Source organism: Brevibacillus halotolerans (assembly GCF_026891775.1).
In the GTDB taxonomy this organism is placed as follows: Bacteria; Bacillota; Bacilli; order Brevibacillales; family Brevibacillaceae; genus Brevibacillus_B; species Brevibacillus_B halotolerans.
The window spans coordinates 257,184-274,215 of record NZ_JAPTNK010000003.1 but is presented as its reverse complement, the minus strand read 5'-3'; the positions used below and the strand labels follow the sequence as shown (position 1 = coordinate 274,215).

The following is a 17,032-nucleotide window of genomic DNA, read 5'->3' as shown; positions in this document are numbered from 1 at the left end:
GCTACAATAGGACAAAAGAGAATGTGAACGACTTGGGGGGAAAAAGAACATGTCACGCATTTTAATTTCGCCTGATCAAGTGGATGAAGTAGCAAACCAGTTTCAACAAAGCAAGGAACAAAGTCAGCAAGTGATTGATCGTCTGAACCAACAAATTCATCAAATGGAAGGTCAGTGGGACGGGATGACGAAACAAAAATTCTTCCAGGAATTTCAGGAAGCGAACAGGCAAATGACTGGATTTGTCCTGTTGCTTGAAAGTATATCACATGAATTACATGCAATTGCGACGAAGTTCCGTCAGGCGGATTCTCAATAAAGCAAGAAAATCAGAAAAGGACTAGGTGGGAAAGAGAGCCTAGTCCTTTTCTCAGTGAGAGATTACATAGGACAAAAATCAATAGTTAAAAATCCATTGAACGCGCCTGTATGTTTTTTTGCGTTCCACCATCTATGTTTATTATATGAATACTACAAGGTAAGAAAGAGAGGAGGCTCTCATGGTATTTCAGCCGAGAGTAGAGGAAGAGCTTCATCTACACAATGCTACATATACAATCGGCGAGCATCCAGTCGCTCCTCATGTTCCTTACGGTCAGGAGGGGCGTCAAGGAATTGTCTATCAAATGATTCCTCGAAAAGAAGCAGATTCCAAGTGGAAGGCATTAAAGGTGTTTCGTCAGCAGTATAAAGATCCAAAGCAGGTTTATCTTTCTGAGCAAATCAGGGACTTTGCTAGTTTACCAGGGCTATCTGTATGTGACCGCGTTATATTGACACCTCAGAAACATGGAGAGCTATTAAGTCAGCATCGCGATCTGATGTATGCAGTGGTTATGCCCTGGATAGAAGGACCTACTTGGATGGATATTATTATAGATAAACGGGCATTAAGCCGGGCAGACAGCTTAACTACAGCACGTTCATTAGCTAAAGTTTTATCAACTATGGAACAACAAGGGTTAGCTCATTGTGATTTATCCGGTCCCAACTTGATTTTGCCAGGTTTGGTCAGGGATCAGGTAGAAGACGGCTTTTCTTATGTAGAGCTGGTAGACGTAGAGCAATTATATGGACCGAGATTGGAGCGTCCTGATGTCTTATTTGCAGCATCTCCTGGCTATTCCCTGCCACAAACCTCTCCATTAGGCTTATGGAGTAAATATGCAGATCGATTCTCTGGAGCTATTTTACTAGCCGAGATATTAGGCTGGTATGATGAAACGGTCAGAGAAGCCGCTTGGGGAGAAAGCTATTTCCATCCAGAAGAAATACCTCACAGCACAAAAAGATATCCACTTTTGATAGATTCTATTCGTAATTATTGGGGGGCAGAGATTGCTTCCTTGCTTGATCGTGCTTGGCAAAGTAAGGAGCTAAATGAATGCCCAACTTTTGGAGAATGGTTACTCGCTTTAATGGATGTACAGGAAGAAGGGCAGATAGGATTCGAAAAGCAGAAGATGGCCGATCAACCACCGATTCATATCTCCATACCGCAAGTGGACATGCCTTTTTCCGGAAAAGAAACAGAACGATTGCCTGCTCCAGAAATCTTGAAAACGGAAGAAAACGCACAGGGAGACTTTGCAAATTTACCTGCCATCTACCAAAAAATAGAACATGCTAAACAGTGGGAAGCACAAGGAGAGCTGGAACGTGCAATAGAGATGTATCGAGCTGTGCAGAAGCAACTAGAGCCCCAGCATGCTCTAGCCCAGGATTTATGGATGATAATCGCTGAGCTTGAAACAAAAATAAAAACACCAAAGCCTCTCCCAGAGGAGAGATCACCCAAATCGGCACCTGCCAAGCAGGCGGAACGTAAAAACAGCATGGCTAAAAAATCGCTTGGAGTAGGGGTGGCAGCTGCCTTTTTTCTCGTAGCAGTTGGTGGTCTTATGTGGAGTAATGAACAAAATAAGAAGCAGACAGTCAATGCTATTGAGATAACAAAACCTCCGGAAGGGGAAAAACAAGATAAGGAAGCGCGAGAACCTTTGGAAAAAGAAGCTGTGGAACAACTAAAGGCTGCTAAAAACCTACAGGAGATAGCCGTACAGGAGGAGCAGCTAGCGAAGCAGAAGGCTGAACGCGATGCCAAAGGACAAGCAGCTCAAGGAAAGAAGGAACAGACGAATGAGCAACAAGCCCCTAAAAAAACCACTAGCATAAAGCCTGAAAAGACCAAGAAAGATATACAAGTAAAGGAAGTAGCGCAGGGCAAAACAAAACCAGCTCAGGTGTCACCTACTAAAGTAACGTTACATACACAAGAAAAAGACAAGATACAGGTGAATCAGAAAAAAAGCACTCCAAAGCCGAAACATCCCACTCTTATCCCTAGAGAAAGGGCAGGGAAGTGGGGCTTTGTTGAGTTAGATTCAACTGGCTCTGCTAATGTCGTGGTCGAGTATCAGTATGATTATGCAATGCCTTTTTCGGAAGGTTTTGCTGTAGTGAAGAAGAATGGTAAATTTGGCTACGTGAATACTACAGGTCAGGTAGTCATTGCATTAACCTATGATTGGGCTTCTAGCTTTCAAAATGGAAAAGCTACAGTGAAAAAGGACGGAGAGAATGTAGTCATTAATCCTCAGGGGATAGAATTGCATACCCAGTAGCCACCCTGTTCCGGTTTTAATAGCCCTAAAACTAGTTGCCACGATTCTCGATAAGAAAATGATTATCCATCCCCTTCTGGACGCGTTTAGAAGGGGATTTGGTGCTGAGATAAGAATAAGGAAGGAATAAACGAGCCAGAGGAGGAGTTCTGATCCATGAATTTCGATTCCCTACGAATTTTTGTCAAAGTAGTAGAAAAGCAAAACTTCTCCCGTGCTGCTGAAGAGCTTAATCTGTCGCAACCCGCGGTCAGTCTACATATTCGCAATTTAGAGGAAGAATTTGATACTAGCTTTATTATTCGTTCCCCAAAGCATGTGAGGGTGACTAGAGCAGGAGAACTTTTTTATCAGAAAGCTAAACAGATTCTCTATGCCGTAGATGAAACCCGATTGGAGCTGCAAGCCCTCAAGCAAGAAGTAAGCGGACTCCTTTCCCTTGGTGCAAGCTATACGATTGGGGAGTATTTCTTGCCTAAGCAATTGGTTATGTATACCAAGGAGTATCCAAAGGTACAGACGCAGGTAAAAATTAATAATACTCGAGAAATCATTGAGGCGTTAATCGATGAGAAAATCGATGTAGGATTAATTGAAGGGTCAATCAGTAGCTCTGATGTGGATGTGCAGGTTTTTATGGAGGATCAATTGGTGCTGCTTGTTCCAAACGACCACTCTTTGGCACGCAAAAAGGTTGCAACTCAGGCTGACTTAGAGAACCAAGTATGGATTTTTCGGGAGTCTGGGTCAGGGACACGTGAGCAAAGTGATCAAATTATCCAAGAGCTGGGGATACAAGTAAAGCGTTATTATGAGTTTAGTAGCAGCCAAGCAGTTAAGGAGGCAGTAATGGCCGGACTTGGCCTGTCAATTGTTTCTGGTTTGATTGCGAAACGCGAGATTTTTTTGAAAGAATGTAAAGCGCTTGCGATCAGTTCAAATTCGCATAAACGTCTTTTTTCGCTCATTACAAAAAAAGGTAGACCGAAAAGTAGGGCGGCTCAATTTTTCGAAGACATGATATTGCAATCTCCAGAGCTTGAGCAACAGAGTAAGAGATGAGATAATAGAGTGAAAATCATTCTTACTGACAACTGGCACTGGAGGGCATCAACATGAAATTCATTGACAATCAAGGCATTACAGACCCACGAATCAATCTAGCTATTGAGGAATATGCCTTAAAACACCTGCCGGCAGATGATGATTATCTGTTGTTTTACATAAATGAGCCATCCATTATTATTGGTAAAAACCAAAACACGATCGAGGAAATTAACGCGGATTATGTGGACGAGCATCAAATTCACATTGTCCGCCGTTTATCAGGTGGTGGTGCGGTTTATCATGATTTAGGTAACCTAAACTTTAGCTTTATTACCAATGATGATGGCAAGTCCTTTCATAACTTTAAAAAGTTTACGGAACCAGTTGTGTTCGCTTTGAAGGAAATGGGAGTAGAGGCTGAATTAAGCGGACGAAACGATATTCAAGTCGGTGAACGTAAAATTTCGGGCAACGCTCAATACTCCACGAAGGGACGCATGTTTAGCCACGGTACTCTCTTATTTGACTCTGAAATGGAGAATGTAGTAGCAGCGCTGAAGGTGAATGCTGCTAAAATTGAATCGAAGGGTATCAAGTCAATCCGTAGTAGAGTTGCTAATATCACAGAATTTTTACAGAAACCAATGACTATCGAAGAGTTTAAACAACAAATTTTACACTCCATCTTTGCTCAGGGTGAAGTAAGTGAATACGTGTTGACTGAAGAGGATTGGAAAAACATCCATGAGCTATCCAAGGAACGCTACCAAAATTGGGAGTGGAATTATGGAAAATCACCGAAGAGCAATTTCCAACAAACCAAACGTTTTCCGGTAGGAACGATTGAGCTTCGCCTTGATGTGGAGAAGGGAAAAATCAAACACGCAAAAATTTATGGCGATTTCTTCGGAGTAGGGGAAGTATCTGATATTGAGCAAAAGCTTACCGATATTCCGATGGAGAAGAAAGCGATCCGTGAGGTTTTGGAGTCACTTCATTTGCCAACTTATTTTGGAGCTATTACGGTCGAGGAATTATTGACGCTGTTTTTTGACCATGACAACGAATAGCAAATCACGACATTCCTATTCAGGATGCATGTTATAAAAAAACAAGGTGATGATTTCGCCTTGTTTTTTTGTTTTTGGTTTTTGTAAATGAAAAGCAGGCTAGCAGCATCAATCTGCTAACCTGCTTACATCATAAGCCTTTAGGTATTCGGATAGGGCAAGCATCGTTTGCCCTCCTAGCTATGTAACAAGCTTTATTTTTGTTCCTTCCACCATGTATCAAATGGCGTAACGGGAAGGTGGCGTTTGTGTGCTGTACGAAGGTAACGCTGATCAATTTTTTCAGCAATCTCGCTTGGAACAGATTTCCCTTCCAAGTAATCGTCTAATTGCTCATAGGACATGCCCAGCGCTGTTTCATCAGGTAAAAGTGGTTTATCATCCTCAAGATCTGCTGTAGGTATCTTGGCATAGAGAGATTCCTCTGCACCAAGAGCTTGTAATAACTGTTTACCCTGACGCTTGCTAAGGCCTGTGAGAGGTGTTACATCACAACCACCATCTCCGAATTTAGTGAAAAAGCCGGTAACCGCTTCAGCCGCATGGTCTGTTCCAATCACTAATAGTTGGTAGTGGGCGCCTAGATCATATTGAACCTTCATACGTTCGCGTGCTTTAATGTTTCCTTTAAGAAAGTGAGATAATTGTTCTCCAGTAGCTTCCTCAAAGGCTTGTACGGAAGCATCTACAGCTGGTTTTATATTAACCGTAACCGTGCGATCGGGCTTAATGAAAGCGAGCGCACGCTGGGCATCATCTTCATCCTGTTGAACTCCATATGGCAATCGAACAGCGATAAAGCTATAATCCTTACCAGTTTCTTGGCGAATCTCATCCACGGCTAATTGGGCGAGACGACCTGCCAATGAAGAATCTTGTCCACCACTAATTCCAAGTACATACCCTTTGGTGTGCGTTGCAAGCAGATATTGTTTTAAAAATTCCACTCTTGATCGTATCTCTTGCTGCGGATCGATGGTCGGTTGCACATCCAGTTCCGCTTGAATTTGTTTTTGTCGCATGCTTATCCCTCCATTGCTCCGACTATCTTCTTTTATATTATATGGATTTTCCTTGCAAAGTAAATCTGGCAATAGAAAAACCTCCTTCCTCTTTCATCTGAGGTAGGAGGTTGTCTATTTCCTGTACGCCGATCTAGAAGCGGCACACAAGGACTATTACTTACAGATGAGGAAAGTATTCCTTCCAACGTCTGCTGACCAGTTTGTCAATGTCTGGACGGGTTTCGACTTCTGCTGGATAGAACGGCTTCATACGAGCATCTACGATTAATGGCCCCTCATAACGGATTTTATTGCGTACGATAGTTGATTTGGCATATAGATCGTTTGCTGGATCAAAGCGCGTAAAGACTGTCCAGAGGAAGCTGCTTTCCTTGCGAGAGATTGCAGCGTCATCAACGATACAAATCATAGGCCAGTCCGCGACATGTTCATTGGCATAAGCGATCAAATCTTCTCCTATTTGCGGGGCATCTTCAAATTTTGGTCCTGAAATTACGAGACAGCCTGGGCAAAAAACCTCTACATGAGGAAAACGCGGGATGTCCGGCCCGTTATAAGTGTGTAGCAGGTCACGAACAGGATCGCCAATGCCGAGCATTACCCCTTTGCTACCATGATTAAATTTGCGTCCTGTATAATCAAGTGTATCGTTGGAGGTATCGTTGACAATCAGTAGATCACGTTCCGGTTGGAAACGAGCTAACACGATCTCTAAAAACTTACTGAACTGCGATAGGTCACAATGCACATCCGTTACCATCAAAAACTTAGTTAATGTAAGCTGACCTTCCCCTAGAATTCTAAAGGCATGGGCCATTGCTTCTTTATAGTAGCTTTCGCGTACGATTGCTCCTGCTAATGCATGGAAGCCGGTTTCCCCATACGTCCAAAGAGCCTTCACTCCAGGCATGACCACAGGGAAAAGCGGTGACAGCAGACTTTGCAGGTATTCACCAATAAAGAAATCCTCCTGGCGCGGCTTACCAACCACCGTAGCTGGATAGATGGCATCTTCCCTGCGCCACATTTGCTGCACATGGAAGACAGGGAAGTCGTGAGCTAAGGAATAATAGCCAAAATGGTCGCCAAACGGTCCCTCTGGTCGGCGAACATGCGGAGGGACAATACCGCCAAACACGAATTCTGCTTCCGAAATAATTTTATGTGGATGATTATCTACATCGGTCATTCCTAGCTTTTCTCCCATTAAGAGAGAGGAGAAAATAAGTTCCGGAACCATCTCCGGTAATGGAGCAATAGCAGAGACAATCAAAGCAGGTGGTCCGCCAACTGTCAGGGTTATCGGCAAAGCACGGTTACGTTTTTCTGCCTCATAATAGTGGAACCCACCACCTTTATGAATCTGCCAATGAATACCCGTAGTATTTTCATCATATAGCTGAATACGATACATCCCCAGATTGTGTTCTTTACTGACGGGATGCTCTGTGTAGATAAGTGGCAATGTAACAAACGGTCCCCCGTCTTCATGCCAGCTAGTAATAGCCGGTAGTTCATGTAAATTGACATCAGTTGTATGTACCTGAGCGACAGGAGCATTTTTTAACGATACGTTTTTCGTACCTGTTTTCATGACACTTAATAAAGGATCACGTAATCCCCAAAGGGCAGAGAGCTTCGGGGGCATCAGCTTGTCCATGTTACTTACTAATTGCTGAATGATCTTTTCTGGCTTTGGTCCGAATGCCATATCGACCCGTTCACGGGTTCCAAATAGATTGGTTACAATAGGGAAGCTTTTCCCTTTAACATTTGTAAAAAGAAGGGCTGGCCCTTGTTCATCAATGACTCGACGATGAATTTCTGCCAATTCCAAATAGGGATCGACAGGAGTATCAATCTGCAATAATTGTCCTTCATCGCGAAGCTGTTGGATAAAAGTTCGTAAATTTGTATGCATGAAAAGAGGTCACCTCATAATCTATCATCGCTTGTTGATCTCTATTCTTAACTGTACACGAACTGGTTGCATTGATCTAGCCTAAGATTGTATAAAATGAGCGAAATGGGGAGGTTTTTTTCAAAGAAGGGTTTACTTTTCTATGAGTAACGTTGCATCATAAGGGCCAGCTTCTCTTTTACCTGAGGCCATTCTGAATCAATGATCGAAAACATAGCAGTATCACGGACATAACCATTGGCCAGACGCATATGCTTGCGGAGCGTGCCCTCATAGGTAGCCCCGATTCGCCGAATAGCTCGTTGTGAGTTTTCGTTGCGAGAATCGGTTTTAATTTGAACGCGAACGCATCCGAGATGTTCAAAGCAATGGCTTAGCAACAAATATTTACATTCCGTATTCACGCCTGATTTCCATACGCGTGGAGTAAGCCAGGTTGAACCAATTTCTAAGTGATCATCCTTACTTGAAATATTCATAAAACGCGTAGTACCAATAATGCGTTGGGAGGAACGTTCCCTAATGATAAAAGGAAATTCTACTCCTGCATCCTTTGCATCGTATGCTTTTTTAAAATAGGCTTTCCAGTCCTCATTTGTAACCATTGCCTTCGGTAAAAAGGTCCAAATTTCGGGAAAGCTTCCGACCTGCTGAAGCTCTGCTTCGTGTTCTGGCTGTAGCGGTTCGAGTACCACAAAAGTTCCTTGTAGTGGAATGGGAGTAATAACAAGCATGTAATTGGCCACCTATCTATGTGAAAGTTCTGAATCCTTTTTGCTATCATCAGATTAAAAGGTATTCAGCAGAGAAGCAACTCATTTTTTAGGAGTGCTGTACGTTGATAGCTGGATGATTTAGAGGAGAGAAATCCACCTCCATGTGTAACTTTCACTCACATCGGGGAAACTAAGCCGAACAATCGGGAGGTGAGTCAAACCATGTCCAGCAAGAACAACAAATCTAAAAATAAGGCGAAAAACAGAGGGAAAACGCTAGATACCAATGACCAAAACAGTAACATTCGCGATAATGGAAATACGCATAAAGCATAAATGTGTGTAAAACATCAAGGTCCCCTTTCTAGAGAAAGAGAAGGGGATTTTGATTGTATACATGAAAATGTTATTTTTGTAATAGAACGATTATTTTGATTTGTATTCAATGTACAGTATGGCAAGGCTAGAACTGGGCAAAATGCCACCTAGAGGAAACATTCATGCTATAATAAAAATAAATCTACGGCAGATAGATGGGAAGAGACGGAGGCATACTTGTGGAAGACTCAATGATGCACCTACATGCAAACGAAGTAGTTCTTAGCACACAAGCATTTTTAATCTTGTGCCGTTTGTATGATAGTTTTTACGATGAATTAAGACAGCATGAGCAACTAAATGAGGTGGCTGAGAAGACAGCGGCGATTTTATTAGATGGCGTTGAGGCTTTAAAAGAACAGACGCAGCCGCCTAAACAAGTGGTGATGGCGTTAGATTTCTCCAGTTTATTTTTAGTAAAAAAGCTGGTAGAACAAGCATATCGGGAAGTAAGAGAAGTACCGGAGCAGGCCAAGGCTCTGGGATGGTTAGAAGAGTGTATGCAGGCAATGAATAAGGGAATGATTACACACTGATACGAGGTAGAATGATCTGGTGTGAACAATGAACGAGAATTTTTCTAAAGAAAATCTATCTGTTTACAAATAAGTAGTGACGTGGTACTGTAAAAGCGAATTCAAAACTTTATAACTTTGTACCGAGCGGGGGCCGAGCTGTCGGCTGAGATTGTAACACGATGCGTTACTGACCGTTGAACCTGATCTGGTTAATACCGGCGGAGGAAGAGGGCAACCGAGAACAGAGTGAAGATAACTTTGTTCTTTCAGATGCATACGAAACCATCCGCTACGGGTGGTTTTTCTTTTTATAAAAAACAACCTGTAGCCGTTTACAGTATGGATCAAAAAAGCAGTAAGCTACTAAAGATTATCAGCTTACGAACAGCTAGTTCAGCTTAGCCTCCGCTATCTATTTCGGTACTATCCGAAAAGACAGCGGAGGCTTTTTTGATGTCAGGCCATGAATGGTCCCAACTAGATCGGTCAGCTATAGAGGTTCGTTTCAAACAACAAGAAAAGGCATATGCGAATGTTTTTGCGAAAGGAGTTGAATTTTTGCGAGCACGCTCCCTTCATCTCATTACCACAGGGCGTCAAACTCTCAGAGAAGTGTTGCCCATTATTGAAAAGGCAGACCAAGCAGGAGTAGATTATCTACACATTCGGGAAAAGCAGCGGACAGCAAGGGAATTAGCTGAATGGATCAGGCTCTTGTCGGATGTTTTTCCAAGGGATCGAATCATCGTAAATGACCGTGTGGATGTAGCAATGGCTTATCATTGCGGCGGTGTACAGCTTGGACAGCAAAGTTTGCATGCCAGCTTGGCAGGTCGTATGCTGGCCCCCCACCAATTGCTGGGTTGTTCGGTTCATAACGATCAGGAATGCTTGTCGGTACAATCGTTACAACTCTCTGACCAGTACGATTCATTGACAGAACATGATATCGTACCAAGCCGTCCTCCAACCTTTGTGATAGCGGGGCATGTCTTTGTGACGGAATGTAAGCCCGGCCTAGAACCGCGTGGTCTTCCCTTTGTAACGCGAATGCGGAAACTGTTAGCTCCTAGTATCTCACTACTTGCGATAGGCGGCATAACTCCGCATCGCGTTAAGGACGTGATAGCGGCTGGAGCGGAGGGTATTGCTGTGATGTCGGGGATCATGCAGTCAGCACAACCGCAAGAAAGGATGAAAGAGTACCGTGATCAGCTTGATAAAACAGCAGAAAATGCTATCCAGTAACTACTCTATTCGATTTTTGCTTAGGCTACGCCAAACGCTGGAAAAGATAGGCGTAAAAACAATCACGCAAGAAACGAGGTGACCGTTTTTGCACGCTAGCACAGTACAGATTCAGGTTAATGGGAAAGCAACAAGTGTAGAAAAAGATACGACTGTAGAGCAATTGCTTGTTCATTATGGATTGGAGCAAAGAATAGTGGTTGTTGAGCACAATCAAATCATCCTTGATCGTTCCAGCTATGCCCATACAGTCATAATGGATGGGGATCGCATAGAAATAGTTCATTTTGTTGGAGGAGGATAATCGATGACGGATACGACTTTACGAATTGGAGAGCATGAATTTAGCTCACGTTTTTTAATTGGTACCGGGAAATTTCGTGATTTGGAAATCCAGCGAGCAGCAGTAACGATCTCTGAAGCGCAAATTATCACATTTGCGGTACGCCGTTTAAATTTGGAAAAAGGAAACGAGCCTACCTTTTTAGAATCGCTTGACCTATCAGCGTATACACTGCTCCCCAATACAGCAGGAGCAACCACCGCAAAGGAGGCTGTACGTATTGCACGTTTAGCAAAAGCGAGCGGATTATGCGACATGATTAAAGTAGAAGTAATTGCAGATCAAAAAACGTTATTGCCCGATCCAATAGAAACCCTGCGAGCATCTGCTTTATTGGTGGAAGAAGGCTTCACTGTTTTAACCTACACCAATGACGATCCCATTCTCGCGCGAAAGCTACAAGAAGTAGGCGTTCATGCTGTAATGCCCGGTGCCTCTCCAATTGGCTCTGGTCAAGGTATTCTTAATCCTCTGAACCTTAGCATCATGATCGAAGAGGCGACAGTTCCCGTCATTGTAGATGCTGGAATTGGTTCACCCTCAGATGCGACGCAAGCGATGGAGCTAGGTGCAGACGGCGTATTATTAAATACAGCAGTTGCGTTAGCAAACGACCCTATACGAATGGCAGAAGCAATGAAGCTAGCGATTCAGGCTGGACGAAAAGGCTTTTTAGCAGGACGAATTCCTCGAAAACGCTATGCTTCCGCTAGTAGTCCGATAGAAGGAATGCTGACATGAAGCTGGCTCGTCTCGCTCTTTTATCTCAAAAGTGGAGTATCTATTTAGTAATAGGTAGTCAAGATTGCGGGAACTCCGTTGAAAACATGTTTCGTATCTTGACAGAGGCACTTCAAGCGGGAGTCGGATGCGTTCAGTGGCGAGAAAAAGGAGCTGGCTCCATCAGCGATGTGATTCAAAGAGAGCAAATTGCGATCCGTATGAAAAAGCTATGTCATACATACGATGCCATTTTTCTGATTAATGATGATGTGAGCTTGGCTTGCAAGGTTCAGGCTGACGGGGTGCATGTAGGACATGAGGATATGCCGTTTGCCCAGGTTAAACAATTAGTTCCTCCTGAGATGATCATTGGAATATCAGCCGGCAATATAGAGGAAGCTCGAATCGCTCTTACATATGGAGCTGATTATTTAGGGGTAGGGCCTATGTATACATCGAAAAGTAAAACGGATGCTGGGGAGCCAATCGGTCCCAATGGACTTTCCGCTATTCGCAAATTTGTAGGAGGGTACCCCATTGTGGCTATAGGTGGAATTAAGCCAGAACATGTAAGTTGCTTGCGAAAAAATGGAGCCGATGCTATCGCGGTCATTTCAGCTATTACACAAGCACCTGATATCAAAAAAGCCGTTCAGGATTTTATTTGCCATGTTCATAAAAATCATAGTTATACATGAGTTTGCATAAAAGGAGGCTGTACGCCGATGAATACGCGAGAAATAGAAATCGCTTCTTTTACAGAGCTTTTATACGCAGAAGCAAAGCCGATTTGGGAAAAGACGCATCTCCATCCTTTCATTACTGGCATTGCTAATGGGAATTTACCGATCTCTGCATTTATCCATTACATGAAACAGGATTATCTCTTTTTACGGGAATATGCAAAACTATTTGCGATTGCGAGCGTTAAGACAGCGCGTTTAGACTGGAGCGGTCGATTTGCCCAAATCATGACATCAACACTACAAGAGGAGATGTCCCTGCATCGGGGATACGCTCAACGACTAGGCATTTCCCAAAGTGAATTAGAAACGGCCGAACCATCATTCGTCATGCTTGCCTATACAAGCTATATGCTACAGATCGCTCACCAAGGTAGCTTAGGAGAAGGACTGAGTGCTTTGCTTCCATGCATGTGGAGCTATCAGGAAATTGGGAAAAGATTAGCACAAAAAACGGGGGTAATCGATCATCCGCAGTATGGCGAGTGGGTGCGGATGTATAGTTCTGATGAATTTGCCAACTCCACGGACTGGCTGAAAGGTGTACTTAATGAAATTGCCCGTGACAGTAACAAACAGGAGCTTGCTCGGATGAAACAGCATTTTATCGCTGCTTGCAAAATGGAGTATTTATTTTGGGATATGGCTTATCTAGAACAGACATGGCCGTAATGTAATGGAAAGGGAGGCAAAAATTCACGCAGGAGGTCTGGAAAAAGATCGGCATATCGGATGGGTTCTCGCTTCCGTAGGTACTTTCCTCCTGTTATGGGAAGCAAGTTGTCGCTTGCTTGAGCTACCTGCATTCATTTTGCCAGCGCCTTCTCTTATTGCAGTTGCGCTCTGGGAGCTACGCTATCAGTTATTTACGACACATCTGTGGATTACATTACAGGAAGCGCTGCTAGGACTAGTGATCTCTATAATCGTAGGGACAGGAATTGCCATATGCATGCATCTTAATGAGAAAATGAAAAAAATCATGTACCTGTTCGTTTGTTTAGATTGACTGATTATGGTGTACCCAGCTATTATGAATTGGTGTTGGTCACAAGTGATCAGACGGCAGTAAAAAAGCGGGAGGCGCTAGAACGCTTCCAGCAAGCGATACAAAAAGGGCAGGCTTATGTTGCTTCTCATCCGAAAGAAGCACTGGAAGCACTTTTACAGCATGAAGCCACAGAATTACCTTTAGATAGAGAGATTGAACACAAAAGCCTGAAGGTCTTACTTCCTTTGATGGATGCTAAGGGTCAACCTTTTGGTAGTCAGGATACAGCCCAATGGCAGGAGGTCATTGACTGGATGGCTGCTAAGAAGCTCATTTCTAAGACTTTCTCAGCTCAGGAGATTCTTCCAGTAGTAAAATAATGTATAATAAGAGGAAATGAATGAGAAAGCGCCTATTCATGGCGCTTTTTCTAGTCTGTTCACTATGGAATTTCCAAGGAACAAGAGTAATTATGGGGGGTACATCATTTTGAAAAAAAACATCTATCACATCGGCTATGAGCGAGTATCCAGACGCGAATTACTGGAGCGTTTAGACATAGAAGATGGATTCATGTTGCAACATGATCGCCTCCATCCTGTTGATGCAGATAAAGAAGAAGTGGCGCCAGAGTGTGAGCAACATCAGATATTGGTTCGCTATCAGCACCGACCAAGCGAATGGATAACTTTTAGTGGTACGTATCAAATCCAAACAAGAGAACCAATACCTTGGATTGATGCACCTTTAGAATATCATTTATTTGGTGAGCAATTAATTCCAGGTAATTATCGACGGGAAAAGGCACCACAAGCCCGCATACCAGCCCGGACAAAGCTACAAATCACGGCAATTCGCGATGGAATTGTCTACGTTATGGTACCCAACCATCCGTCAAGGCGATATGAGATCAAGCTGGAGGATGCTCGATTTGCCCGCCATTTTCCTACAGAGCTAGAAATGCGATTGCAGTACTACTCGTTTCCACCCCATCCAGACATTTTAGTCGATTGGCTATTGCAGGAGGGAAGGAAACGTGGCATGATAACTCGCTTAAATGGAGAGCATACAGAGCGCACTGCTTTTGAGGTTTGGGAAGATCTGCGTAAGGAATACTCGTTAAGCGTGAGCGCAGCGATTTTAGCGATTAAGCAGGCATTGGTCGTCATGGATAGGGCCGGAGTGGAGGCGGATTTTCCTAACCCGGTTAAAAGTGCTGATATTTCTAGCTACAGTGAAGAAGAGCGAGATGCCTTTTTTTCTTATCAGACCGTACGTGCGGCGCTTGCTGCTGTCTCAGCCTTGCTAACCATCGACCCGATGGATCAATTGCAGGATCATTTATTGATGGATGTAATGCTAGAGCAACAACAAAATCGACGTTCCTCTAAGGAATAACGAAAGCATTCATGCAAAGGGAACATATGGATTGCGACAAAACAAATAGAACCCCAATCTGAATGTATCGATTGGGGTTCTTGATTTTACATGCGAGCATAGATGCCTTGCTGCGTTACAGTATCATAGGAATTGGGCGTTTGATAGGCAAACTTTTTTACTCCATTTTCCACCAAAAGATGTTATAGTAAACCTTATAATGATAGCGCTTTCTATTTCCGGAATATCGTTATTTTGCTGAGGGAGGTATAAAGTTATGAGCCACATTGAATCTGATTTTTCATTGGTCAACATTCCTGTTCATTTAAAGCAATTCGTTGTTGACCAAGACTATGACAAGTATACACCGATAGATCAAGCTGTTTGGCGATACGTTATGCGTCAGAATTATAATTTCCTAGGGAAAAGAGCCCATACCGCTTACTTAGATGGCTTGCAAGCATCTGGTATCAGTATCGAAAAAATACCGAATATTCGTGAAATGAATCGGTGTTTATCGGAAATTGGTTGGGGAGCAGTAAGTATCGATGGTTTTATACCAGCCGTCTCCTTTTTTGACTTTCAGGCTCATCAAATCCTTCCAATCGCTTGTGACATTCGTACTTACGATCATGTGGCTTATACACCTGCACCTGATATCATTCATGAAGCTGCCGGGCATGCCCCGATCATTAAAGACGAGAAATATCGTGACTATCTGAAAATTTTTGGAGAAATTGGTTCTAAAGCCATTTCATCACGGGCAGATTATGAGTTATATGAGTCGATTCGCTATTTATCTATCGTAAAAGAGGATATCAATGCGACGGAAGAACAAGTGCTTGCAGCAGAAGAAGACCTAGCTCGGAAAACAGCGGCGGTTACGGAGGTTTCAGAAGCTACTCAATTATCCCGTCTCTATTGGTGGACAGTCGAATACGGCTTAATTGGAGATGTTGATCAGCCCCAAATCTATGGAGCAGGGCTATTGTCCTCTGTTGGGGAAAGCATGAGCTGCTTAACAGATGGGGTTAAAAAAATCCCGTTTTCACTCGATGCTTGTATAGAAACTGATTTTGATATCACCAAGCCTCAGCCCCAATTGTTTGTTTGTCGAGATTTTGAGCAATTAATTGAAGCGGTGCTTGAAATGAAAGAGAGAATGGCCGTGCATCTTGGTGGCACTGAAAGCTTGCATAAGGCAATCAATAGTGGCCAAATCACTACTAGTGTGTACAGCTCTGGTCTACAGGTAAGCGGCACGCTACATCATCTTATCTTGGATGATCAGGGGGAAGCGATTTATTTAGCGACAGAAGGGCCTACTGCCCTCGCGTTTGAAGATATTGAGCTGGTGGGTCATGATAAATCCTATCATAGCCATGGATTTTCTTCCCCCATTGGAAAAATAAAAGGAAACGAGAAGCCATTAGAGGATTGGACCGATGCCGAACTTGAAGCCTATGACTTAGTTGTAGGTAAAAAAACGGTGGTATGCTTTGCTTCAGGAGTTGAAGTCGTAGGTCGTGTTTCCTATATTGATCGTATGCAGGATAAAGTGGTGCTAATTGGATTCGATGAATGTAGTGTACGCTATCAAGAGCGTATGCTGTTCCAAGCAGAATGGGGGACCTACGATATGGCAGTCGGAGCCGAGATCGTCTCTGTCTATGCAGGAGCTGCTGACCGCGAAAAATTTCAATCGGGTACACATCAACCCTCAGAGACCCAAACCCGTCGTCCCATATACACAGACGTGCAAAAAAGACAGCAGCAGTTGTATCAAATTGTTCGTAACCTACGGATAGAAGAAGGGGCTGAAGAGGAACTGCCAGAGAGCCTGCAAGCTATTAGGCAAGAACTAGATGCCTCTTATCCGAACGATTGGCTACTGCGATTGGAAATTTTAGAAATTATGATGAATCATCATTTCCCAGAAGCGGACTGCCAGCGACTTCACGCCCAAATAAAAGCAATTGGTGATGCTGATCATGAATTAGCTGTTTTGATTGCGAATGGACTGTCTTTGTTGGAAAATAAATAAGAAAATCAGACCGCCGGTGGGATTTCCTATCAGGCGGTCTCAGTTTTGGAATGCAAATGTTCCTCTTGGTACTGTGAATCCAGTCTCGTTCTTTGCTGAAGTCATCGCATATATGACCTTTTCATAAAGACTTCTCACGTCATTGATATTTTGTCAGTTATCTAAATAAAATAGAAGAAGAATGACTCACGTACTGCTGTGAGTTTTGTCACACTTCGTTCACCTGTTATGCAGAACGGAGCATGAATGAATATCTGTGGACTA

Annotated in this window: 17 protein-coding genes and 1 riboswitch; of the genes, 14 read left to right on the top strand and 3 right to left on the bottom strand. The window is 43.3% G+C overall.

Annotated features, from left to right (window positions below):
- Positions 1–49: 49 nt before the first annotated feature.
- The 4 genes from O0550_RS06205 (at position 50) to lplA (ending at position 4,741) form a co-directional block, all read left to right on the top strand.
- Positions 50–319, top strand: a complete 270-nt coding sequence (locus O0550_RS06205; protein WP_003336004.1) for a WXG100 family type VII secretion target — start codon at positions 50–52, stop codon at positions 317–319.
- Between the two features lie 181 nt (positions 320–500).
- On the top strand, positions 501–2,624 hold the full coding sequence (locus tag O0550_RS06200) for a WG repeat-containing protein (protein ID WP_258425839.1): 2,124 nt from the start codon (positions 501–503) through the stop codon (positions 2,622–2,624).
- A 156-nt stretch (positions 2,625–2,780) separates the two neighbouring features.
- Positions 2,781–3,686: a LysR family transcriptional regulator gene (locus O0550_RS06195; protein WP_258425838.1), complete on the top strand. Its 906-nt coding sequence runs from the start codon at positions 2,781–2,783 to the stop codon at positions 3,684–3,686.
- Positions 3,687–3,739: 53 nt separating this feature from the next.
- Entirely contained in the window at positions 3,740–4,741 is a 1,002-nt protein-coding gene (gene lplA, locus O0550_RS06190) for a lipoate--protein ligase (protein WP_022586773.1), read from the top strand.
- Positions 4,742–4,935: 194 nt separating this feature from the next.
- Here lplA and nadE read toward each other — a convergent pair whose 3' ends face one another.
- The 3 genes from nadE to O0550_RS06175 form a co-directional block, all read right to left on the bottom strand.
- On the bottom strand, positions 4,936–5,763 hold the full coding sequence (nadE, locus tag O0550_RS06185; protein ID WP_003340537.1) for an NAD(+) synthase: 828 nt from the start codon (positions 5,761–5,763) through the stop codon (positions 4,936–4,938).
- A 160-nt stretch (positions 5,764–5,923) separates the two neighbouring features.
- Positions 5,924–7,687, bottom strand: coding sequence for a UbiD family decarboxylase (locus tag O0550_RS06180; protein ID WP_258425837.1), 1,764 nt, complete (start codon positions 7,685–7,687; stop codon positions 5,924–5,926).
- Between the two features lie 140 nt (positions 7,688–7,827).
- Complete coding sequence (locus O0550_RS06175; RefSeq protein WP_003336010.1) at positions 7,828–8,421, bottom strand: GNAT family N-acetyltransferase; 594 nt, start codon at positions 8,419–8,421, stop codon at positions 7,828–7,830.
- 539 nt (positions 8,422–8,960) lie between these two features.
- Here O0550_RS06175 and O0550_RS06170 point away from each other — a divergent pair.
- The 10 genes from O0550_RS06170 (at position 8,961) to O0550_RS06125 (ending at position 16,768) form a co-directional block, all read left to right on the top strand.
- Entirely contained in the window at positions 8,961–9,317 is a 357-nt protein-coding gene (locus tag O0550_RS06170) for a hypothetical protein (protein ID WP_003336012.1), read from the top strand.
- Between the two features lie 116 nt (positions 9,318–9,433).
- Positions 9,434–9,543: riboswitch (TPP riboswitch) on the top strand.
- A gap of 209 nt (positions 9,544–9,752) precedes the next feature.
- Positions 9,753–10,547: a thiamine phosphate synthase gene (locus tag O0550_RS06165; protein WP_258425836.1), complete on the top strand. Its 795-nt coding sequence runs from the start codon at positions 9,753–9,755 to the stop codon at positions 10,545–10,547.
- Between the two features lie 88 nt (positions 10,548–10,635).
- Positions 10,636–10,851 carry a sulfur carrier protein ThiS gene (thiS, locus tag O0550_RS06160; protein WP_258425835.1) on the top strand — a complete coding sequence of 72 codons (216 nt, stop codon included), beginning with the start codon at positions 10,636–10,638 and terminating at the stop codon, positions 10,849–10,851.
- A 3-nt stretch (positions 10,852–10,854) separates the two neighbouring features.
- Complete coding sequence (locus tag O0550_RS06155; protein ID WP_258425834.1) at positions 10,855–11,631, top strand: thiazole synthase; 777 nt, start codon at positions 10,855–10,857, stop codon at positions 11,629–11,631.
- Positions 11,628–12,311, top strand: coding sequence for a thiamine phosphate synthase (gene thiE, locus O0550_RS06150; RefSeq protein ID WP_258425833.1), 684 nt, complete (start codon positions 11,628–11,630; stop codon positions 12,309–12,311). Before O0550_RS06155 ends, thiE begins: the two co-directional genes overlap by 4 nt.
- 27 nt (positions 12,312–12,338) lie before the next feature.
- Positions 12,339–13,028 (top strand): thiaminase II, encoded by a 690-nt coding sequence (gene tenA / locus O0550_RS06145; protein ID WP_258425832.1) that lies wholly within the window; start codon positions 12,339–12,341, stop codon positions 13,026–13,028.
- Positions 13,029–13,032: 4 nt separating this feature from the next.
- Complete coding sequence (locus tag O0550_RS06140; RefSeq protein ID WP_258425831.1) at positions 13,033–13,365, top strand: ABC transporter permease; 333 nt, start codon at positions 13,033–13,035, stop codon at positions 13,363–13,365.
- Entirely contained in the window at positions 13,353–13,727 is a 375-nt protein-coding gene (locus O0550_RS06135; protein ID WP_258425830.1) for an ABC transporter substrate-binding protein, read from the top strand. Before O0550_RS06140 ends, O0550_RS06135 begins: the two co-directional genes overlap by 13 nt.
- 109 nt (positions 13,728–13,836) lie before the next feature.
- Positions 13,837–14,745, top strand: a complete 909-nt coding sequence (locus O0550_RS06130; RefSeq protein ID WP_003340515.1) for a hypothetical protein — start codon at positions 13,837–13,839, stop codon at positions 14,743–14,745.
- Positions 14,746–15,001: 256 nt separating this feature from the next.
- A complete protein-coding gene (locus O0550_RS06125; protein WP_258425829.1) occupies positions 15,002–16,768 on the top strand; it encodes an aromatic amino acid hydroxylase in 1,767 nt (588 codons plus the stop codon).
- Positions 16,769–17,032 lie beyond the last annotated feature (264 nt).